The 21016-nt window shown below is 64.5% G+C and carries 17 protein-coding genes; 13 read left to right on the forward strand and 4 right to left on the reverse strand.

The window, feature by feature from the left end; genetic code table 11:
- Window positions 1-68: 68 nt before the first annotated feature.
- The gene (locus DPM33_RS25060; RefSeq protein WP_112100084.1) at window positions 69-4202 is read right to left on the reverse strand and encodes a peptidoglycan-binding protein; all 4134 of its coding nucleotides are present in this window, start codon (window positions 4200-4202) and stop codon (window positions 69-71) included.
- Between the two features lie 455 nt (window positions 4203-4657).
- Between DPM33_RS25060 and DPM33_RS25065 the strand changes: the two genes are divergently transcribed.
- The 6 genes from DPM33_RS25065 (at window position 4658) to DPM33_RS25090 (ending at window position 12405) form a co-directional block, all read left to right on the forward strand.
- Window positions 4658-5122 carry a MerR family transcriptional regulator gene (locus DPM33_RS25065; protein WP_112100085.1) on the forward strand — a complete coding sequence of 155 codons (465 nt, stop codon included), beginning with the start codon at window positions 4658-4660 and terminating at the stop codon, window positions 5120-5122.
- A gap of 230 nt (window positions 5123-5352) precedes the next feature.
- The gene (locus DPM33_RS25070) at window positions 5353-7149 is read left to right on the forward strand and encodes an acyl-CoA dehydrogenase (protein WP_112100086.1); all 1797 of its coding nucleotides are present in this window, start codon (window positions 5353-5355) and stop codon (window positions 7147-7149) included.
- A 52-nt stretch (window positions 7150-7201) separates the two neighbouring features.
- Entirely contained in the window at window positions 7202-8374 is a 1173-nt protein-coding gene (locus tag DPM33_RS25075) for an acyl-CoA dehydrogenase family protein (protein ID WP_112100087.1), read from the forward strand.
- 33 nt (window positions 8375-8407) lie between these two features.
- Window positions 8408-9616 carry an acetyl-CoA C-acetyltransferase gene (locus tag DPM33_RS25080; RefSeq protein ID WP_112100088.1) on the forward strand — a complete coding sequence of 403 codons (1209 nt, stop codon included), beginning with the start codon at window positions 8408-8410 and terminating at the stop codon, window positions 9614-9616.
- Window positions 9617-9630: 14 nt separating this feature from the next.
- Window positions 9631-11850, forward strand: coding sequence for a 3-hydroxyacyl-CoA dehydrogenase NAD-binding domain-containing protein (locus DPM33_RS25085; RefSeq protein ID WP_112100089.1), 2220 nt, complete (start codon window positions 9631-9633; stop codon window positions 11848-11850).
- Window positions 11851-11862: 12 nt separating this feature from the next.
- Window positions 11863-12405 (forward strand): thioesterase family protein, encoded by a 543-nt coding sequence (locus DPM33_RS25090; protein ID WP_112100090.1) that lies wholly within the window; start codon window positions 11863-11865, stop codon window positions 12403-12405.
- A gap of 14 nt (window positions 12406-12419) precedes the next feature.
- On the opposite strand, the gene DPM33_RS25095 is transcribed toward DPM33_RS25090, so the two are convergent.
- Entirely contained in the window at window positions 12420-13043 is a 624-nt protein-coding gene (locus tag DPM33_RS25095; protein WP_112100091.1) for a flavin reductase family protein, read from the reverse strand.
- Between the two features lie 205 nt (window positions 13044-13248).
- Between DPM33_RS25095 and DPM33_RS25100 the strand changes: the two genes are divergently transcribed.
- From DPM33_RS25100 to DPM33_RS25110, 3 genes are all read left to right on the forward strand, one after another.
- A complete protein-coding gene (locus tag DPM33_RS25100; protein WP_112100092.1) occupies window positions 13249-13551 on the forward strand; it encodes a hypothetical protein in 303 nt (100 codons plus the stop codon).
- A gap of 123 nt (window positions 13552-13674) precedes the next feature.
- The gene (locus tag DPM33_RS25105; protein WP_112100093.1) at window positions 13675-14316 is read left to right on the forward strand and encodes a S24 family peptidase; all 642 of its coding nucleotides are present in this window, start codon (window positions 13675-13677) and stop codon (window positions 14314-14316) included.
- Window positions 14317-14326: 10 nt separating this feature from the next.
- Window positions 14327-15244 (forward strand): thermonuclease family protein, encoded by a 918-nt coding sequence (locus tag DPM33_RS25110; RefSeq protein WP_245442362.1) that lies wholly within the window; start codon window positions 14327-14329, stop codon window positions 15242-15244.
- On the opposite strand, the gene DPM33_RS25115 is transcribed toward DPM33_RS25110, so the two are convergent.
- A complete protein-coding gene (locus DPM33_RS25115; RefSeq protein WP_112100094.1) occupies window positions 15207-16856 on the reverse strand; it encodes a lysine--tRNA ligase in 1650 nt (549 codons plus the stop codon). The genes DPM33_RS25110 and DPM33_RS25115 overlap by 38 nt on opposite strands.
- 212 nt (window positions 16857-17068) lie before the next feature.
- On the opposite strand from DPM33_RS25115, the gene DPM33_RS25120 reads away from it, so the two are divergent.
- Window positions 17069-17482 (forward strand): tellurite resistance TerB family protein, encoded by a 414-nt coding sequence (locus tag DPM33_RS25120; protein ID WP_112100095.1) that lies wholly within the window; start codon window positions 17069-17071, stop codon window positions 17480-17482.
- On the opposite strand, the gene DPM33_RS25125 is transcribed toward DPM33_RS25120, so the two are convergent.
- Window positions 17479-18300, reverse strand: a complete 822-nt coding sequence (locus DPM33_RS25125; protein WP_112100096.1) for an ABC transporter substrate-binding protein — start codon at window positions 18298-18300, stop codon at window positions 17479-17481. The genes DPM33_RS25120 and DPM33_RS25125 overlap by 4 nt on opposite strands.
- A 282-nt stretch (window positions 18301-18582) precedes the next feature.
- On the opposite strand from DPM33_RS25125, the gene DPM33_RS25130 reads away from it, so the two are divergent.
- From DPM33_RS25130 to DPM33_RS25140, 3 genes are all read left to right on the forward strand, one after another.
- Window positions 18583-19314 (forward strand): LuxR family transcriptional regulator, encoded by a 732-nt coding sequence (locus DPM33_RS25130; RefSeq protein ID WP_112100097.1) that lies wholly within the window; start codon window positions 18583-18585, stop codon window positions 19312-19314.
- Window positions 19315-19587: 273 nt separating this feature from the next.
- Window positions 19588-20226 carry an acyl-homoserine-lactone synthase gene (locus tag DPM33_RS25135; protein ID WP_112100098.1) on the forward strand — a complete coding sequence of 213 codons (639 nt, stop codon included), beginning with the start codon at window positions 19588-19590 and terminating at the stop codon, window positions 20224-20226.
- An 11-nt stretch (window positions 20227-20237) separates the two neighbouring features.
- Entirely contained in the window at window positions 20238-20987 is a 750-nt protein-coding gene (locus DPM33_RS25140) for an enoyl-CoA hydratase-related protein (protein ID WP_112100099.1), read from the forward strand.
- The last annotated feature ends 29 nt before the right edge of the window (window positions 20988-21016 follow it).

Consider the following 21016-nt stretch of genomic DNA (forward strand, 5'->3'; position numbering starts at 1 on the left):
CAAAAACCATCTCAATCAGTTAACAGGCAAATGTATGGCAGGGCGTCGCGTATGCGACGCGTCTGCCGTTATTTGTGCGCCAGCAGCGCCTTGACGAGCGGCGCGTCGACCTCGCCGGTGGGCTTCATCTTGTTGTCGGTCTGGAAGGCCATGATGGCGGTCTTGGTCTTGCCGCCCATCACGCCGTCGGCGCTGCCCGCATCATAGCCGTTCTTGTTGAGGATCAGCTGGATGTTCTTCACCGCCTTCTTCATGTCGATGCCGGCGGTGGTCTGCGGCGCGCTGTCCTGCCAGGATTCCGGAACGTCGGCCGAGTTGGTGGCCGCGTTGAGTGGCTTGGCCTTCCACAGTTCCGTGGCGGCGCGCGCCCGCTCGAGCTGCTCGGGACGCAGCGCATTGGCGATCTCGTCGCGCTTGCCGGCCGCGTCCTTGTCGCCGGTCTTGGCCACCAGCGCGAACCACTTATAGGATTCTTCCAGGTTCTGCTTCATGCCGACACCCTTGGCGGCCATGATGCCGAGGTTGAACTGGCTGTCCTTGACGCCGAGGTCGGCGGCCTCCTGGAACCAGTGCGTCGCCGATTCATTGTCGGTCACGCCGTCCGCCGCCATGGCGAACAGCACCGCCAGATTGTGCATGGCGCTGGCGTTGCCCTGTTCGGCGGCGAGCTGGTAGTAGGTCTTGGCCTTCTTGACGTCGCGCGCGACGCCGATGCCTTTTTCGTAGAAATTGCCGATACGATATTCGGCCGGCGCGAAGCCGAGCTCGGCAGACTGCTCATACCATTTGGCGGCTGCCTTCATGTCTTCCTTCACGCCGCGCGATTCGGCATAGCGCGAGCCGATCTCGAACAGCGCCTTGGCGTCGCCGCCGGCGGCTGCATCGTGCAGCGCCACCGGACCGATTTCGGACGGAATGTCGAATTTGGCTGCCGCCGCCTGGCTGCTCGCCGGCGGCACCGCGCCGGTCGTGTCGGCTGAGGTGGGTGCGTTGGCCGCGGCGGCTTCGGCAGCCGGCTTGGTCGCCACCGGTTCCTTGGCCGCCGGCTGCGTATCGCCGTGCGTGTCCGTCGCGGTTGCGGGTTCGGATGGCGTCGCGGAAGCCATCGGTGTCGGCGCCGGTGCTGCAGCCGTCGCAAGCGCCACTGGCTCGGGTGCCGGTTCGGCCGGCATGACAGCTGCACTTTCGGGGCTTGCGGGGACAGATGCGGCCGGTGCCGTCTCCTGGACGGGCTCCGCCTGCCTGACGGGACGGGCAGGCGCGTTTTCGGCCTGTGCTGCCCCGGCATCAATCTTCGGCGTGCTGGCTTGCGGCGCCGCGGCTGTATTGAGCGAGGCCGTGTCGACCGTCTGCGTCGAAACGAGCGGGGCGGGCTGGTTGTTCGCCACTTCGACCGGATCGGACAAGAACGCCTTGCCCAACTGCAGGCCGGCCAGCGCCAGCATGATCGCCGCTGCCGCCATCAGAATCGGCTTGCGCCGCGCCTTGAGCAGGTCGCCGATCCTCAGCGCCTTCACCGGGCCGGTCATGGTCGATTGCCGCTTCAACGTGTCGGCTTCCGCCGCGGCTGCCTGGGCCGCGCGGCGGGCCGCGGCGATGAAATCGGACTTCGCGGCATCGCTCTCCGCGCGCTTGACCGGCTGGCCGCCGCGTTCGTCGCGCACGCGCTTCATGATGGCGTTGAGGTCCGGCGCGCCGGAACCGGGTTCCAAGGGCCGGTTGGCGGCCTTGGGGTCGAGCGGCTCGTCGATGTCGACGCTTGGCACGTCGGCCACGGGCTCCGAGCCCGCAAGCTGCGGCGTGTCCGCATCCTTCTTGCCTTTGAAGGCGCGCGTCAGGCCGCTGAACATCGATTTCTTGCGTCCGGCCGTTGCGCCCTTGTCGCCGACCACGTCCGGCCCGAGTGCCGCCATGGCGGCCGCGGCCGCCGCTTCGGCGGGCGTCCGTGCCGAGGCCGGCTCGCTGCGCATGATGGCCGCGGCGCGGCCTTCCAGATCTGCCATGTCGCCGGTAAGCGGCAGCGGCTGGTCGATGTCCATCGAGGGCGCGTCCTGCACCGCGATCTTGCCGCCGCGGCCACCGCGCTTGCCGGCCGGTTGCGGATCGACCAGTTCGCTGACCGCTTCGCTGGTCTCGCTCGATTCCAGCGAGCCCAGCCGGTCGACGATCTTGAGCAGCGTGTCGTGGATCGCCTCGAATGTCCGCGAGTTGCGTTCGTCGGAGCGGCGGGTGAGTGCTTCGAGCGTCTTCAGGTCCTGGGCGAGGCCGGCAACCGCGGTCGCGTTGGTCTGGGCCGTGCTTGACGTCGAGTCGGCGAGCGATTTTACGGCGCTCTCGGCCGCCTCGCGCGCCACGCTCAGGATGGAATCGCGCGTGCCGGCCAGCGACTTCTCGATGTCGTTGAGGCGCGGGCTGATGTCTTCGAATTCAGGCAGCGGCGTGCCGGGCTTGGAGAGATGCGCCGACAGGCCGGCGACTTGCGCCTCGAGGCTGCGGATCAGCGCCGGATCGATGCCCGCGACCTGCTGCGCGGACGATTCCAGCCGGCTGGAAATGTCTTCGAGGCGGCGTTCCAGCCCCCGGATCGCCGCATCGTTGGCCGGTTCGGCGGCGCGTTGAGCGGCGGACGACTCGAGCCGGCTGGAAATATCCTCGAGCCGGGTTTCCAGGCCACGGATAGCCTTTTCGTTGGCGGGATCCGGCTGCCGTGTCTCGATGCGCTGCGCAAGCGCGGTGAAGCGGGCGTCGATCGCTTCCATTATGCCGGCGCTGTCGTCCTGGCGCATGCGCTGGTCGAGCCTGTCGGCGACCTCGTCCAACCGCCGCTCGAGATCGCGAAACAGGACATTGCCCTGTTCGATCGCGTCGCCCTGGCGGCGCTCGAGCAGCATCGACAGCGCGTCGAAGCGCTGCTCCAGGCCATGGAAGATCTGGTCGGCGTCGGGCATCGCCGGCGCGCGGTCCATCTTGTCGGTGATCAAGGCGATCTGCTTGCCGAGCCGCTCCATGGCCTGCTCGGGCAGGTCGGCCCGGCCGGCCAGCTGGTCCACACGGCTGCTGAGGAGGCTGAGGCGATCGAGCACTTCGGCTCCCGGTCGCGACTGCGCGACCTCTTCGATCTGCACCGCCAGGGAGGCCATGCGCTTCTCGATCCGGCCGAAGCTCTCGGGATCGAAGGCATTGGCCTGCGCCGCCACGGTCGAGGCGACGATGGCGCGCGAAATCTCGTCCAGCCGCTCGTCGATCATGGCGAGCGTTTCGCCGCCGCGCGCGGTCTGCTGTCCGGCGAAGCGGTCGACGGCGCCGGCAAGCGTGCGCACCTTTTCTTCCAGCGAGCGCAGCGAAAGCGATTCCGGCAGGCTATTGACGGCGCTGCTGATCTGTTCGAGCCGGTCGGTCAGAACCGAGAGGCTCGGGCCTTCGGCGCGCTTGCGCTGATCGGCGTCGACGCGATCCTCGAAGGCGCTCCAGCGGCGATCGAAATCGTCCCAGCGGCTGTCGACCTTCTGAACGCTTTCCTCGCGCGCCAGCGTGTCCAGCGCACCCTTCACCTGCTCCAGTTCGAGCCGCAGCAGGTTGACGCTGCGGTCGTCGCTCTTTTCGGCGAGCGTCTGGATGGCGCCCGATAGCCGTTCGAATTCGAGGCCGAGCTCGGCGCTGCTCTTGTCCGGCATGCCGTCCGCGCCGCGCTGGCTGTTGGCCTGCATGGCACGATCGATGTCCTGGCGGAACGCTTCGAATTCGCGCTGCAGGCCGGCGGTCATCTGGTGGCGCAGTTCCTCGCGCAACCCGCGCAGCTCGACGGCGATCTTGCCGACCATGGCGACGCTGTCTTCCTGGCCGCGCACGCGATCGATGTCGCGCGCGATCGCCTGATAGCTCTGGCCGAACGCAGGCGCGGCGGGGGTCGGGTTCTGCGGGGCGCGATTTTGCGGCGCCGGATTTTGCGGCGCGCGGTCCTGAGGTCTCTGCGCGGAATAGGGATCCTCATACCAGCGTGGCTGGCCGTATGGCTGCGTGCTCGGATAGCGCGGTTCGGCGGCTGGCCGCCGCAGGTCGGGGCGATCGGGCATGTCGGCGCGCGTGCGATCCAGCCGCTGCTCCAGCGTTTCCAGCGAGCGGTTCAGTTCTTCGAGCGAGGCATGCGGCCGGCGCTGCCTGCCGGCGTTGAGTGTATCGAGATAGGACCGCTTGCTGTTCATCGATGCGCCCGTGTTCAGAATGGCCGGCTGGAGGCCGGTTTCCCAGAGTCCTGCCGGGAACGAAGCGGGCCGAGCGGTTTTGCTGCGGAGGAAGACGGACTTCCCGGGTTTTCACCCGCGCTTCGAAAAACCGTGAGAAATTCGCTACAGGATAAACACGGGTGACCGACATGCGCACATTTCGCCCAACGTGGTAAACAAGGCGTTAACCAAGCTTAAGAAGCCGCGCATAAATCGTGAGCCGCCTGTCGGGTGCGGCATAAAGGTCCGCTTCGACAACGCCCTTGCGTCACCCTGCGGCTGTCGATATAGGATTGACGTAAACGTAAAAGGTGCGAAGCCGTGCCTCTTGCGATTGATTTGTTGTTGAAACCACGTTTGGAAGCACGCCCCCGCTTCCATTCAGGCGACGCTTGGTCCGCGACCGCGACGCCATCAGGGGAAAGCCAGTGACCATGAAACTTGTTTCGCCCGGCGAGGCCGCGGCCAATACCAATGACATTCCATCTGAAGCAGGCGAGGAATTCGTCCGTATCGGCGAGATGGCCAAGAAATACGGCGTGACCTTGCGCACGCTGCGCTTCTATGAAGACAAGGGCCTGCTCAATCCGCATCGCGACGGCTCGACGCGTCTCTATACGCGCCGTGACAAAGCCCGGCTGAAGTTGATCCTGCTCGGCCGCAAGGTCGGGTTCTCGCTGCGCGACGTCAAGCAGATGATGGATCTCTATGATCCGACCGGCACCAACACCAAGCAGTTGCGGCTGGCGCTCGACAAGTCGGAGAAGCAGCTCGCCCGCCTGCAGAAGCAGCGGGCGCTGATCGACGACGCCATCGGCGAGTTGAGCAACTCGATGACGGCCGTGCGTCAGATGCTCAGCGAGCGCACGGCGGCGCCGCAGGCCAGCGCCGCCGGCTGATCACGTCCGCCGTCGACTGCGACAATCCTCGGAAATGGAAAGCCGCGTGGCTATAGCCGCGCGGCTTTTTTGTCGCCACAATGCCTGGGCGCTCACAAAAATTTTGACTGCGACCAAGTTGACGTTTACGCAAACGTCAATATTTGCTATCGGGCATCGATATTGGGCCCGGCCTCCCGTCCAGGACGTGGACAATTTGCTGGCCGGGCGGACTGAGGGTGGAGGAAGCCATGACGACCTACAAGGCGCCGATTCAGGACACGCTGTTCGTGCTCAACGATGTGCTGGGCTATCAGCGCTACTCCAATCTTCCTGGCTTCTCGGACGCGACGCCGGATGTGCTCGAGGCGATCCTCGCCGAAGGCGCCAAGCTTGCCGAAAACGTCATGCACCCCTTGAACCGCGTCGGCGACATGGAAGGCTGCGTGCGCCACGACGATGGCTCGGTGACGACACCCAAGGGCTTCAAGGACGCCTACGACCAATATCGCGAAGGCGGCTGGATGGGGCTTGCCGCGCCCGCCGAGTTCGGCGGCCAGGGCCTGCCCTACGCGGTCCATACCGCCGTCTCCGAATATATGATCTCCGCCAACATGGCGCTGATGATGTATCCCGGCCTGACGCAAGGCGCGATCGCGGCCATCGTCACCCATGGCAGCGATGAGCAGAAGGCGACCTGGCTGCCGAAGCTCATCGAGGGCGGCTGGACCGGCACCATGAACCTCACCGAGCCGCATTGCGGCACCGACCTCGGCCTGCTGCGCACCAAGGCCGTGCCCAACGGCGACGGCAGCTACAGGATTTCCGGCCAGAAGATCTTCATCTCCGCCGGCGAGCACGACATGTCGGACAACATCGTGCATCTGGTTCTGGCCCGCGCCGAGGGTGCGCCGGAAGGCGTCAAGGGCATCTCGCTGTTCATCGTGCCGAAGTTCAAGCTCGATGCCTCGGGCAATCCCGGTGAGCGCAACACGCTCTCCTGCGGCTCGATCGAGGAGAAGATGGGCATCCACGGCAACTCGACCTGCGTCATGAACTACGACGAGGCCGAGGGCATGCTGCTCGGCGAATTGAACGGCGGCCTGAAGGCCATGTTCACGATGATGAACGAGGCCCGCCTCGGTGTCGGCCTGCAGGGGCTTTCGGTCTCCGAGATCGCTTATCAGAACGCCGTTTCCTACGCCAAGGACCGGCTGCAGGGCCGCTCGCTGTCGGGCGCCAAGGCGCCGGACAAGAAGGCCGACCCGATCATCGTCCATCCCGACATCCGCCGCTCGCTGATGACCATGAAGGCCTTCAACGAGGCCGGCCGCGCGCTGGCGCTGTGGACGGCGATCAAGTCGGACGTCGCCCACCGCGCCGGCGACGACAAGGACCGCCAGGCGGCCGACGACTACACCGGCCTGATGACGCCGGTGGTCAAGGGCGTGCTCACCGACAAGGGTTTCGACCACGCGGTGATGGCGCAGCAGGTGTTCGGCGGCCACGGCTATGTCGAAGAGCACGGCATGAGCCAGTTCGTGCGCGATGCCCGCATCGCCATGATCTATGAAGGCGCCAACGGCATCCAGGCGCTGGACCTGGTCGGCCGCAAGCTGGCGCAGAATGGCGGCCGCGCCGTGCAGGCCTTCTTCAAGGAGGTCGGCGAGTTCTGCGAGGAGAACCGCGCCGACGAGAAGATGGCGCCCTTCACCAAGGCTTTGAAGAAGGGCCTCAACGACCTGCAGGCGGCGACGATGTGGCTGGTGCAGAACGGCATGGCCAAGCCCGACAATGCGGGCGCCGCCTCGACCGACTACATGCATCTCTTCGGTCTTGTGGCGCTGGGCTATATGTGGGCCCAGATGGCCAGGTCCGCCCAGGCGAAGCTGGCGGAAGGCGCCAATGGCGCCACCGTATTCTATGACACCAAGCTGGTGACGGCGCGCTTCTTCATGGAGCGCATCATGCCGGAAACGGCGACGCGGCTTGCCCGCATTTCCAGTGGCGCGGACACGCTAATGGCGCTGCCGGCGGAAGCGTTCTAGGTTTGTCGGGCCGGCACCGCCGGCCCACAATTGTCGGAACGCGGAGGAAATCGTGGCGACAAATCCAGCCGAAATTCTTGGTCTTCCGAAGCCCGCCTGGGCGGCGGACGAGGTCGGCATGCTCTACGACATGGCGTCGCGCTTCATGGCCGAAGAGATCGCGCCGCGCTACGACGAGTTCGAGAAGAACGAGATGTTCGACCGCGAGAGCTGGCTGAAGGCGGGCGCCGCAGGCCTGCTCTGCGCCTCGATGCCGGAAAAGTATGGCGGCGCGGGCGGCTCCTTCGCGCATGAGAGCGCCATCATCGAGGCGATCGGCCATGTCGGCGTCGACGGCTTCGGCATCGGCCTGCACAATTCGATCGTCGCGCCTTACATCCTGCATTACGGTTCGGAAGAGCAGAAACAGAAGTGGCTGCCCAAGCTCGCGACCGGCGAGCTGATCGGCGCCATCGCCATGACCGAGCCCGGCGCCGGTTCCGACCTGCAGGGCGTCAAGACCCGCGCCGAGAAGGACGGCAACCACTACAAGATCAGCGGCTCGAAAACCTTCATCACCAACGGCCAGCTCGCCAATCTGATCATCGTCGTCACCAAGACCGATCCGGACAAGGGCGCCAAGGGCACCTCGCTGATCGTCGTCGAGACCGATGAGGTCGAGGGTTTCGAGCGCGGCCGCAACCTCGACAAGATCGGGCTGAAGTCGAACGATACCTCCGAGCTGTTCTTCAACGACGTGCGCGTGCCGACCTCCAACCTGCTCGGCCATGAGGAAGGCAAGGGCTTCGTACAGCTGATGCAGCAATTGCCGCAGGAGCGGCTGCAGATCGGCACCGGCGCCATCGCCATGATCGAACGGGCGCTGGCCATCACCATCGACTATGTCAAGGAGCGCAAGGCCTTCGGCAAGGCGGTCATCGATTTCCAGAATACCCAGTTCAAGCTCGCCGAATTGAAGACGGAGGCCACGATCGGCCGCGTTTTCTACAATGATTGCGTTGCCCGCCACATCGATGGCGGCCTCGACCCGGTCACCGCCTCGATGGCCAAATATTGGCTGTCCGACCTGCAGGGCAAAGTCGTCGACGAATGCCTTCAACTGCATGGCGGCTATGGCTACATGAATGAATATCCGATCGCCCGCATGTACCGCGACGCTCGCGTCCAGCGCATCTATGGCGGCACCAACGAGATCATGAAATTGCTGATCGGGCGCTCTCTCTGAGCGACACGGCCGGCAAAGCCAAGGAGCACGAAAATGGCCGAAGCTTACGTCTATGACGCCGTGCGCACGCCGCGCGGCAGAGGCAAGAAGGATGGCTCGCTGCACGAGGTGCCGGCGGTGCGTCTGGCCGCGAAGACGCTGGAAGCCCTGCGCGACCGCAACGGGCTCGACACCGGCAATGTCGACGACATCATCTTCGGCTGCGTCGACCCGGTCGGCGAGGCTGGCTCCGTCATTCCGCGCGCCGCCGCCTTCGAGGCCGGTTACGACACCAAGGCGCCCGGCATGCAGATCTCGCGCTTCTGCGCCTCCGGCCTCGACGCCATCAACTTCGGCGCCGCCAAGATCGCGCAGGGCGCGGACGAGATCGTCATCGCCGGCGGTGTGGAATCGATGTCGCGCGTCGGCATGGGCATGTCCGGCGGCGCGTGGTTCATGGACCCGTCCGTCGGCCTGCCAGGCTGGTTCGTGCCGCAGGGCATTTCGGCCGACCTGATCGCCACCAAATACGGGTTTTCGCGCGACGACGTCGACGCCTATGCCGTCGAGAGCCAGAAACGCGCCGCAAAATCCTGGGCGGATGGACGCTTCAAGAACTCCGTCATCCCGATCAAGGACCAGAACGGCCTCTTGATCCTCGACCATGACGAGCACATGCGGCCCTCGACCGACATGCAGTCGCTGGCCTCGCTCAACCCGTCCTTCGTCATGCCGGGCGAGATGGGCGGCTTCGACGCGGTTGCCGTGCAGAAGCATCCGGAGGTCGAGGAGGTCAACCACGTCCATCACGCCGGCAATTCGTCCGGCATCGTCGACGGCGCCGCCGCCGTGCTGCTCGGCTCCAAGAAGGCTGGGAAAACCATGGGCCTCAAGCCGCGCGCGCGCATCCGCTCCTTCGCCAATATCGGCTCCGAGCCGGTGCTGATGCTGACCGGTCCGGTCGACGTCACCGAGAAATTGCTCAAGCGCGCCAGGATGAAGCTGTCGGACATCGATTTGTTCGAGCTCAACGAGGCTTTCGCCTCGGTGGTGTTGCGCTACATGCAGGCCTTCGAGATCCCGCACGACAAGATCAACGTCAATGGCGGCGCCATCGCCATGGGCCATCCGCTCGGCGCCACCGGCGCGATGATCCTGGGCACGGTGCTGGACGAGCTGGAGCGCCGCGACCTGAACACAGCGCTGGTCACGCTCTGCATCGGCGCCGGCATGGGCACCGCAACCATCATCGAACGCGTCTGACGGGGAGAGAAGAGATGAGCTACACCAATTTCACCCTCGACGCCGACACCGACGGCATCGCGCTGGTCACCTGGAACATGCGGGACCGCTCGATGAACGTCTTCACCGAGGAGGCGATGCGCGAGTTGAACGCCATCGTCGATCAGGTGGTGGCCGACGCCGCCATCAAGGGCGCGGTGATCACCTCCGGCAAGGACTCTTTCTCCGGCGGCGCCGACATCACTTTGCTGCAGAAGATGCTCGCCACCTTCGCCGTCGAAAAGGAGCACGACCCCGAGAAGGCGACCAAGGCGCTGTTCGACAATGCCGGCATCATGACCGGCCTGTTCCGCAAGATCGAGACCTGTGGCAAGCCCTGGGTGTCGGCGATCAACGGCACCTGCATGGGCGGCGCCTTCGAGATGTCGCTCGCCTGCCATGGCCGTGTCGCAGCCGATTCCGACAAGGTGAAGATGGCGCTGCCCGAAGTGAAAATCGGCATCTTCCCCGGCGCCGGCGGCACACAACGCGTGCCGCGACTGACCGACCAGCAGCAGGCGCTGCAGATGCTGACCACCGGCCAGAACCTGTCGCCGCAGAAGGCGAAGCAGATGGGCCTGATTCACGAAATCGCCGAGCCGTCGAAACTCGTCGAGACCGCCAAGGCGATGATCAAGAACGGCTTGAAACCGGTCGCGCCCTGGGACGAGAAGGGTTTCAAGCTGCCCGGCGGCCCGATCTATTCGGCCGCCGGCGCCAATCTGTGGCCGCCGGCCATCGCCATCCTGCGTCGCGAAACCTACGGCAATTATCCGGCCGCGGCCGCGATCCTCAAATGCGTCTATGAAGGCCTGCTGGTGCCGTTCGACACGGCGTTGAAGATCGAGCAGCGCTATTTCACCGAGATCATGCAGTCGAAGGAAGCCGTGGCGATGATCCGCTCGCTGTTCGTCTCACTGCAGGAACTGAACAAGGGCGCGCGCCGCCCGGCCGGCGTGCCTGACACCAAGTTCAAGAAGATCGGCATCCTCGGCGCCGGCTTCATGGGTGCCGGCATCGCCTATGTCACCGCGCGTGCCGGCATTCCGGTGGTGCTGCTCGACCGCGATCTGCCGTCGGCCGAGAAGGGCAAGGCGCATTCCGACAGCCTGATGACCGACCAGGTCAAGAAGGGCCGCGCCAAGCCCGAGGACAAGGACAAGCTTCTGTCGCTGATCACGCCGACGGCCGACTATGCCGACCTTGCCGGCTGCGATCTGGTCGTCGAGGCGGTCTTCGAGGATTCGGCCGTCAAGAAGGACGCCACCGAGAAGGCCGAAGCCGTGCTGAAATCGTCGGCGATCTTTGCCTCCAACACCTCGACGATCCCGATCACCGCACTGGCCAAGAACTCGGCGCGGGCGAAGAACTTCATCGGCATCCACTTCTTCTCGCCGGTCGATAAGATGATGCTGGTCGAGATCATCCTCGGCAAGAAGACGGGCGACAAGGCCCTGGCCGTCGCGTTCGACTTCGTGCGCGCCATCAAGAAGACGCCGATCGTCGTCAACGACACGCGCGGCTTCTACGTCAACCGCTGCGTGCTGCGCTACATGTCGGAAGCCTACAAGATGCTGATCGAAGGCGTGCCGGCGCCGATGATCGAGAATGCCGCCAAGGCCGCCGGCATGCCGGTCGGCCCGCTGGCGCTGACCGACGAGACGGCGGTCGACCTTGCCCAGAAGATCATGAAGCAGACCATCAGGGATCTGGGCGAGAAGGCGGTCGATCCCAAGCAGATGGCGCTGATCAACACCATGGTCGACACGCATGGGCGCTTCGGCCGCAAGAACGGCAAGGGTTTCTACGATTATCCGGCGAAACCGGCGAAGAAGAAGCTGTGGCCGGGCCTGAAGGACCTCTACCCGCAACTCAACCCCGACAATGTCGATTATGAGGAGCTGAAGCAGCGCCTGCTCGTCACCATCGCGCTGGAAGCAGTGCGGGTGATGGAAGAGCGCATCGTCACCGATCCGCGCGAGGCCGATGTCGGCTCGATCCTGGCGTTCGGTTTCGCGCCCTTCACCGGTGGCGCGCTGTCCTACATCGACGGCATCGGCGCCAAGCGTTTCGTCAAGATCGCCAAGGGCCTGCAGAAGAAATACGGCGTCGAGTTCAAGGCGCCGAAGCTTTTGCTCGACATGGCCGAGAAGGGCGAGACCTTCTACCGGCGCTTCGACCCCTATCAGAAGGGCGAGGTTAAGCAGGCCGCCTGACGAAACCCGACCATGTATGTCTGGGGGCGAATGGCCCGCACCATGGCCACGGCGTCAAGCCGTGGCCCCTATCGGGTCGGCGATGAAAGCCGGCTGGCCTTTCGCTGCCTGCCGATCGACATCGATTTCAACCTGCATCTCAACAATGCGCGCTACATGATGCTGGCCGACCTCGGCCGCATCGACATCTTCCTGCGCGTCGGCCTCATCGCGCTGGCGCGCAAAAAAGGCTGGGCGCCGATGATCGGCGGGCTGCAGGTCGCCTATGTGCGCGAGATCAAGCTGTGGCGCCGCTTCGAGGTGGTGTCGTCGATCGAGACCTGGGAAGGCACATCTGTCATCGGCAGGCACCGTTTCGTCCTCGATGGCGGCGAGACGGCGGCGCTGATCCTGACCACCGGCGGCGTCTATGACCGTGGCGGCCGCCGCTTCCTTAATATCGACGAGGTCGTTGCGGCGCTCGGCCACGCCGTCAGTCCACCCCCGCCGACGGAGGCCGAGCGCACATTCATGGCCTCGCACCGGAATCTGCGCGAGCAGGCCAAGGCGACCTGATCGGGCAGGCGCCGTCAATGTTCGGCCCGGAAGGTTTTGCCCAGATCGACCGAGTCGCCGAAATAGTGGCGAAACACGTAAAACAGCGGATTCCATTGAGCGGTGTCGATGTGGTTCGTTCCCGGCACGACGATGTTGCGGTGCGCGTGAACGCGCAGGATATCCACCTCCATGATCAGATGCGTCGAGGACGCGCCGTGGCGTTGCTTCGCGCTGCTGTGACTGGTCAGCAGGCGTGTTTCGAACTGCAAGGGGCATTGCGCGATACGCGGCGTCAGGACCAACTCGCTCGGCTGGTCGGCGAAACCGCCCAAGGCGAACTTGTCGGATTCATGGACGAAGCCCATTTCCGCCTTGTGGGACGGAACCGGATTCACACCCGTGGTGTGTGCAATCCGTTCGACATTCGCCCACAGGCCGGCCGACGGAAAGTTGAGCGTGCATTCGCCGTCGCGCAGGAGATTGACCGCCCCCTGCGCCGCCGAACTCAAGCCGAGGACCACGCATGAACCCAGGGCCCATGCGGACGACATGGGTGTGATGTTGGCTGTGCCATCGCGGTTGCGGGTGACCATCAGGACGACGGGTGTTCCAAAATAGAGAACCGACGGGGCGATGGATTGGTGGTCCGGCAACATGAACAGGTCCTTCGGTATTCGAAGGCTAGACCCTACCAAGCCTGCCCACGCTGACGTTTTGGTCGCGCTCGAATGGTCGCGGTCAACCGGCGTAGCCCCATGCACGCCTGATCACGCTTTCGGGAAGCCGGGTCGATCAGCTTTTTTGCAGTGGCCGCGAGTGATAAATTAGAAGCTTCTAACGGATAACGGAGGGAGCGATCGCATGCGCATGATGCTGAAAATTACTGTTCCGACCGTGGAAGGCAACAAGGCGCTCAAGGACGGCAGCATGGGGAAGTTCATCGAACACAGCCTGTCCGAGCTGAAGCCGGAGGCCGCCTATTTCACCGCCGACAAGGGGCAGCGGACCGCCTATCTGTTCGTCGACATCAAGGACAGCTCCGAGATGCCCTATTATGGCGAGCGGTTCTTCCTGGCTTTCAACGCCGCCGTGGAGTTCGTGCCGGTCATGAATGCCGAGGAACTCCAGAAGGGTCTGCCCAGAGCCCTGGCCGGGATCGGATAGACCGCTTACGAGCAAGAAGGTCATGAGGCATTCTTGACGATCCGCCGGCCGCGCCGGTGGACAAGGGCGTGACCGCGCGCTAGACAGGCAGAGGCATTTTTTCCTGTTTGAAGGAGAGCGCGTGTGCTCTCACACGATCGCGTATGGGCCGCAATCGACGCTCTCGCCGAGCGCTATTCGCTGTCGGCTTCCGGTCTCGCCCGGCGCGCGGGCCTCGATTCGACGGCCTTCAACAAGTCGAAGCGCCTGTCGTCCGATGGCCGGCCGCGCTGGCCCTCGACCGAGTCGCTGGCCAAGATCATTGAGGCCACCGGCGCGTCGCTCGAGGAATTCACCGGACTGGTCGAGGGCCGCGTCGGCGCGTCCATCGCTCAACAGCGCAGCGCTGTCCCCTTGCTTGGTTTCGCCCAGGCCGGCGCCGGCGGCTTCTTCGACGATGCCGGCTATCCGGCTGGGCAGGGCTGGGATCTGGTCGAGCTTCCGGCGCGGGCGACCGAGACGTCCTATGCGCTGCAGGTGCAGGGCGATTCCATGCTGCCGCTCTACCGCAACGGCGACGTGCTGATCGTCGAGCCGGACGCGCCGACGCGCAAGGGCGACCGTGTCGTCGTCAAGACCACCGCGGGCGAGGTGATGGCCAAGGTGCTCGACCGTCAGACGGTGAAGTCGATCGTGCTGGTCTCGCTCAATCCCGCGCATCCGGACCGCGATATCCCGACGCGCGAGATCGAATGGGTGGCGCGCATCGTCTGGGCGAGCCAATAGGGCCGGGCCGGTGCGGCTTCTTCAAATCATCCTGACGGTTCTGGCAATTCCGGTCATGGCGGCTCTTGTGGTCGCCGGCGGACGTACGATCAAAGGCCATGAGAGTGTCGTCACCGTCGATCAGATCGATCCCATCGTCGATGCGCTCCCCACCGCCGGCGGCGACACGCTTTCCGCTTCCGGTTCCGATGTGCCGCAGGGGCCGGCGACATCGGCCATTCCCGAGCCCTCCGCCCCGCAGCCACCCAAACCGGCCGTCCATTCGAGGGCGATTGATCCTGACGTTGTGGCACCGCCCGCTCTCCCGGACGACGAACTCGAACGGGTGGAGCCGCGCGCGCCGCTCAGCGATCTGGCCTTGGCCGGGCCGCCCAAGCCGCCGAAGTTGAAGATGCCGGGCGACTGGAACGGCACCAAGCTCTTCCAGCCGGTCGCAACGGCGGCCGGGCTGATCGAGGCAAAGGGCTTTACGGTCACCATCACCGGCGTCGACGTCGTCAAAGCGGACGAAACCTGCAGCGACGCGGGCAAGGACTGGGCTTGCGGCGCTCGCGCCAGGACAGCCTTCCGCGCTTTCCTGCGCGGGCGGGCCGTCGCTTGCACGCTGCCGCCCGAAGGCGGTCGCGACACCGTTTCGGCCGACTGCCATATCGGCAACCAGGACGTCGGCCAGTGGCTGGTCGAGAACGGCTGGGCACGCGCCGCGCAGGGCGGCCCCTATGTCGAGGCGGAAAACAAGGCGCGTACCGCGAAGAAGGGCATTTTCGGCCCGGCGCCAAACCTTGGCGGCCTGCCCGCGCTGCCAGCCGCCGCGGAACCGGCGCCGGTTGCGCCGGATTCGATCCTGCCGGCCGACGGCGGCGCGGTCATGCCGCCGGTCGATCAGGCCGCTACGCCGCCAGTTGACCAGCCAGCGCCCGCTCAATGAGCGCGCGCGTCTCGGCAATGCCGTAGAGTGCCGCGAAGGAACCGAAGCGCGGGCCGCGTTCCTGGCCGATCAGCACCTGGTAGATCATCTGGAAGAAGGCGACCGACACGCCGGGCCCGCCTTCCGGGCTCTGCTTGGAATGATCCTGGTAGCGCTCGATCTTGCGCGCGACGTTGAGCGCGGCGTTTTGGATCGCCTCGCCGTCAGCGCCTGGCGGCAGCGCGCCAAGCGCCGCGGAAAGCTTCGCCAGTGCCTCGCGCTCCACTTCGTCGGCGGCGCGGAAAACCTTGGTCGGCTTCACGAAGTCGTCGAAATAGCGGATCGCGTAGCCGGTCAGCCGGTCGAGCTCGGGATGCGTCTTCGGCGTCACGCCCGGCGCGTGCCGCGAGATGAAGCCCCACAGCACCGACTTGTCATGTGCGTTGGAAGCGCTCACCAGGTTGAGCAGCAGCGCGAAGGGCACCGGCAGGTCGATGGCCGGCGGGTTGCCGTCATGCATGTGCCAGACCGGATTGCCCAGCCGCTCCTTCCAGTCCTGGCGCGGATAGGCGCCGAGGAAGGCGTAATACTCGTCCACCGCCTTCGGGATGACGTCGAAATAGAGCTTCTTCGCCTGCCGTGGCCGCTGGTACATGTAAAGGCCGAGGCTCTCCGTCGGCGCGTAGGTCAGCCATTCGTCGATGGTCAGGCCATTGCCCTTCGACTTGGAGATCTTCTGGCCTTCCTCGTCGAGGAACAGCTCGTAGACGAAATGCTCCGGGGCGCGTCCGCCGAGGATGTTGCAGATGCGGTCGTAAATCACCGCGTTGGTCTGGTGGTCCTTGCCGAACATCTCGAAATCGACGCCCAGCGCTGCCCAGCGCATGCCGAAATCCGGCTTCCACTGCAGCTTCACATGGCCGCCAGTGACCGGCAGCGTGGTTTCTGTGCCTTCGTCGTCGAAGGTGATGGAGCCGGCCTTCGCGTCGACATTTATCATCGGCACGTAGAGCACGCGGCCGCTCTTCGGCGAGATCGGCAGGAACGGGCTGTAGGTCGCCTGACGCTCCGGTCCGAGCGTCGGCAGCATCACGCCCATGATCTCGTCATAGCGTTCGGCGGCGCGCAGCAGTATCTCGTCGAAGCGGCCGGCCTTGTAGTACTGCGTCGCGCTGGCGAACTCGTAGTCGAAGCCGAACGTGTCGAGGAAGCGGCACAGCATCGCGTTGTTGTGGTCGGCGAAGCTCGCATAATCGCCGCCGAACGGATTGGGCACCGAGGTCAGCGGCATGTGCAGATAGGGTTCCAACGCCGAGCGGTCCGGCACGTTCTCCGGGATCTTGCGCATGCCGTCCATGTCGTCGGAGAAGCAAAGGAGCTTGGTCTTGACCTTGTCTTGGGTCAGCACCCGGAAGGCATGCCGCACCATGGTCGTGCGCGCCACCTCGCCGAAGGTACCGATGTGCGGCAGGCCGGACGGGCCATAGCCGGTCTCGAACAGCACGGTCTCGGGAAACTCCTTGCTCTTGTAGCGGGCGATGATTTTCTTGGCTTCCTCGAACGGCCAGGCCTTGCTCTCGGCCGCCGCCGCAAGCATCTCGGGCGTGAGATCGATGATGTTTGATCCCGTCATGTCAAAGTTCCGGTCAAGGCCGTCTTGCGCGGCGGATGAAAATTGTCGCCCGGTCTCTAGGCGTGACAGGCCGGAGCGTCAACGATTTGCGGCGGTTTTCCTTGCGGCGCCACAATCGCATCCCTACGTTCGAGCCTCGCTTTCAAGCGCATGTCACCCAAAAGCGCGTCGCGATATTGGGGGAATGACATGCACGCTGCTAGGAGTTTTGAATGCCTTTGCTGACGACGCATGAAGCCCTGATCCACCTGATGGTCATCACATCGGCTTCCGACCGCGACATGACCGATGTCGAGCTGGCGCGGATCGGCGACGTTGTTCGCACCTGGCCGGTCTTCGTCGACTTCAACCACGACAGGCTGGTTGCGGTGGCACAGGCCTGTCAGAAGGCGCTGCATGAAAAGGACGGGCTGGAAGGCGTGCTGGCGCGCGTCGCCGAAGCGCTGCCCGAGCGTCTGCGCGACACGGCCTATGCGGCCGCCTTCGAAGTCGCCGCCGTCGATCTCGAAATGCGCATGGAGGAAGTGCGCGTCCTGCAGCTCATCCGCCTCAAGCTCGATCTCGACACGCTGACCGTGGCGGCGATCGCGCGAGCGGCGAAGGCGCGGCTGCGCACGCTGACCTAGAAAAAGCTGACGGGAAAATAGCGCAGATAGAACTCGGCGAAGGTACCTTTGATCGAGATTTCCTGCAGCGCGTAGTCGAAGGCGGCAGCAAGTGCGGTGTCGCTCTTGCGGGTGGCGATCGCCATGCCCGAGCCCAGATATTCCGGCGCCAGATACGGCCCGCCGGCAAAGCGGCAGCAGCTGGCGGCGTCGGAGCCGCCCAGCCAGAAGGCAAAGCGCATGCCGTCGCCGAAGGCGGCGTCGACCTTGCCGGCTTTGAGATCGGCATAGAGATCCTCGGGCTTGTCGAAAGTCACGACCTGCACGGTCTTGAAGTAATCGCGCAGCATTTTCTCATGCGCCGATCCGGCGACGACGCCGACCCGCTTGCTGCGCAATTTGTCGAGGATCGGCTCGGCGAAGGCCTTCGCCTTCAGCATGATGAACCGCGCCGGGAATTGCATATAGGAGCGCGAGAAGGCGTATTTCTCGCGGCTCTCCGGTGTCGCGGCGATGCCGGCAATGATCGCCTCGCCCTCGCCCTTCTGGAGAGCATCGTCCAGTTCGTTCCATGGCAGGGCCTGGACCTGGCATTTCTCGACGACGCCCAGTTCCGCGCAGATCGCCCGCGCCAGATCGATGTGGAAACCCGACAGGCGGCCCGAGCCGTCGAGGAAGTTGAAGGGCGGAAAATCGGTGGTGGTGAGGAATCTCAGCCGCGGCAGCGCCGACAGATCGGGTTTCGGCAGCCGCTCCTTGGCGTCCCACAGCACCGGCACCTGCGGCTCCGCTGCCTGAGTCGCGCCGGCAAACGGCAATGCGCCGCCCAGCACGGACATTAGGGCCAGAAATATCCACCGCAAGATCACGATATGGCTCCGCGCCCGCCCCCCGTTCGAAGGCTTTTCGTATGAAAATGCGGCAGGCACAACGGTTTTTGATTTCAAGCGGCCAAATTAGGCGTATGGTTTAGCGCGTCTGCAAATAACCTCGCGCGCGCCGGAAGGGGGAAGCTACCGGCTTGCAGGGGAGATTGCGATCCGGGGGTTGATGGCGAAGGGCGGTTAGGGCATCTACCGTCGGTAACGAAAAAGCAGAAGCAACATGGGGTAGATGTTGCGATGGGCCTGTTTGACAGAACTCTGGAATATATAGACCAGTTGCAGAATGCCGGCACCGCGGCCGCGGTTTGCGAGCGGCTGCTTGGCATCACCTCGAATTTCGGCCTGACCGCCCTGATGGCGGGAACCGTGCCGCAACCGGGCACGCCACGCGGCCTGCAGAAACAGCATGTGATGCTTTGCGATTGGCCCGGCGATTGGCTGAAGCGCTATGTGGCGCGCAATTATGTCGACCACGATCCGGTGGTCAGCCACATGAAGCAGTTGCAGGCGCCGTTCCAATGGCGCGATGCTTCCAAGAGTGCGGTGATCGACAAGAGTAGCGACGAAGTCATGGGCGACGCGCGCGAGTTCAAGCTGCGCGACGGCCTGGCGTTTCCGCTGGTCACGCTCGACGGCCAGATCGTCATGGTCTCGCTGGGCGGCGAGTCGGTTGAATTGTCGGATACCGAATTCGGAATGGTCTCGCTGGCGTCGACCTATGCAATCGGCCGTGCCATGCAACTGCACACCAAGGCCGAGACCATCATCGATCACATTGAATTGACGGCGCGTGAGCGGGAATGCCTGCAATGGGCGGCCGTCGGCAAGTCCGAATGGGAGATTTCCCAAATCCTCGGAATCTCGGAGCACACTTCCGAGAAACACCTTCTTAACGCCAAAAGCAAACTGGGCGCAGCCAACCGGGTGCAGGCAGTCGCGGAGGCCATTAGGCGCGGCTATATCAGTTAGGCCGGCCGTGCCGGCCTACAATTCACGCTTACGCGATCCGTGATATTTTTGGAAAAGCGCAGCCGAATCTCCCTCTTGGGAGAGGGCTAATGATTTCTTAACGCCAAAAGCAAACTGGGTCCCACCAACCCTGTGCAGGCAGTCGCGCAGGCGATTAGGCGTGGCTATATTAGCCAGGTCGGCCGTGCTGGCCTAGAATTCTTGCCTACGCGTTCGCGTAATATTTTCGGGAAAGCCCGGCCGTATCTTCCTCTTAAGCCTAGGAGACGGCTAATGCTTTTCGCCCTTACCACTCAAGAATTGATGGAACGTCCCGACCTTTGGGAGGCCGTCCACCGCCTGCGCTACAGGATTTTCGTCGAGGAGATGGGATGGACCGATCTCGATCGTCCGGACCAGCTCGAGATCGACCAGTTCGACCATGACGAGGCGCAGCACCACCTCGTCATCCGCAACGGTGAACTGGCAGGCTACCAGCGCATGCTGCCGACCACTCGGCCGCATCTTTTGACCGACGTGCTGTCGGACCTCTGCGAGGGCCCGTCGCCCTCGGGACCGAATGTCTGGGAGCTGACCCGCTACGCGGTGGCCCCTGGCTTTCGTGACGGCAAGCGCGGCGTCTCGACGGTCGGCACCGAACTGATCGCCGGTTTCGTCGAATGGGGTCTCAAGCGCAACGTCAACCAGGTCATCATCGAGTTCGAGCCGATGTGGGTGCTGCGGGCGCTGCAGTTGCACTTCCTGGCAAAGCCGCTCGGCTACCAGCGCACGTATGGCAACCAGCAGGTCGTGGCGACGCTGCTCACCTTCACCGAGCATACGCTCGATATCGTGCGAGCCCGCCGCAACCACTTCCTGCCGGTGCTGAACCGGGGCTATCCCGGTCTGCTCGGCCTGAAGCAGGCTTCGTGAGGGAGGCGGTCATGAGCTTCCATCCCGAACCGGAACTGCGCGGCCACACGCTGGTGGTCACCGTGTCCTCGCATGACGGAAGGCCGGTGCTCGACCGGCAGGCTTATGCGAGCCTTGCCAGGACCTTGCACGAGGCGGCTGTCAATGACGAGGTCCGCGTCGTCATGCTGCGTGGCCTGGCCGGCTGCTTCTGCCTCGGCGGCGACTTCTCGGAGTTCCTCGACGCCACCAAGCACCGAGAGCTGATCGCCGCCGTCACCGACATGTTCCGCGTGTTGGCAACCTTCCCCAAGCCGGTGCTTGCCTGTGTCGACGGCGATGCCGTCGGCGTCGGCTGCACCATCCTGTTCCATTGCGACATGGTGATCGCTTCCAAGGGCAGCACCTTCAGGGTCCCGTTCGTCGATTTCGGCCTGGTGCCGGATGCGGCGACCAGCATTCTCGCGCCCCAGAAGCTCGGCTATGCCGGCGCCTTCCGCTTCTTCTGCCTGGGCGACACGCTCGGCGTCGAGGATGCCAAGGCGCTCGGCCTGGTCGGCGAGATCGTGACGCAAGGCAGTGCCGAGGAAGCGACGCTGGCGAGGGCGAAACATCTCGCCAAGAAGCCGGTGGCGGCATTGCTGCAGACGCGCAGCCTGCTCAAGGGCGATACGGACGTGCTGTGCGACCGCATCGACCACGAGATCACGCTGTTCCAGCAGGCGCTTCAGGATGACACCACGCTGAAGCGGCTGCAGCGGATCGCCCGCCTGGCGGCCTGACCGGCCAGCATGAAAGTCTCAGCGCCGCG

It is taken from the genome of Mesorhizobium hawassense (assembly GCF_003289945.1).
Lineage (GTDB): Bacteria > Pseudomonadota > Alphaproteobacteria > Rhizobiales > Rhizobiaceae > Mesorhizobium > Mesorhizobium hawassense.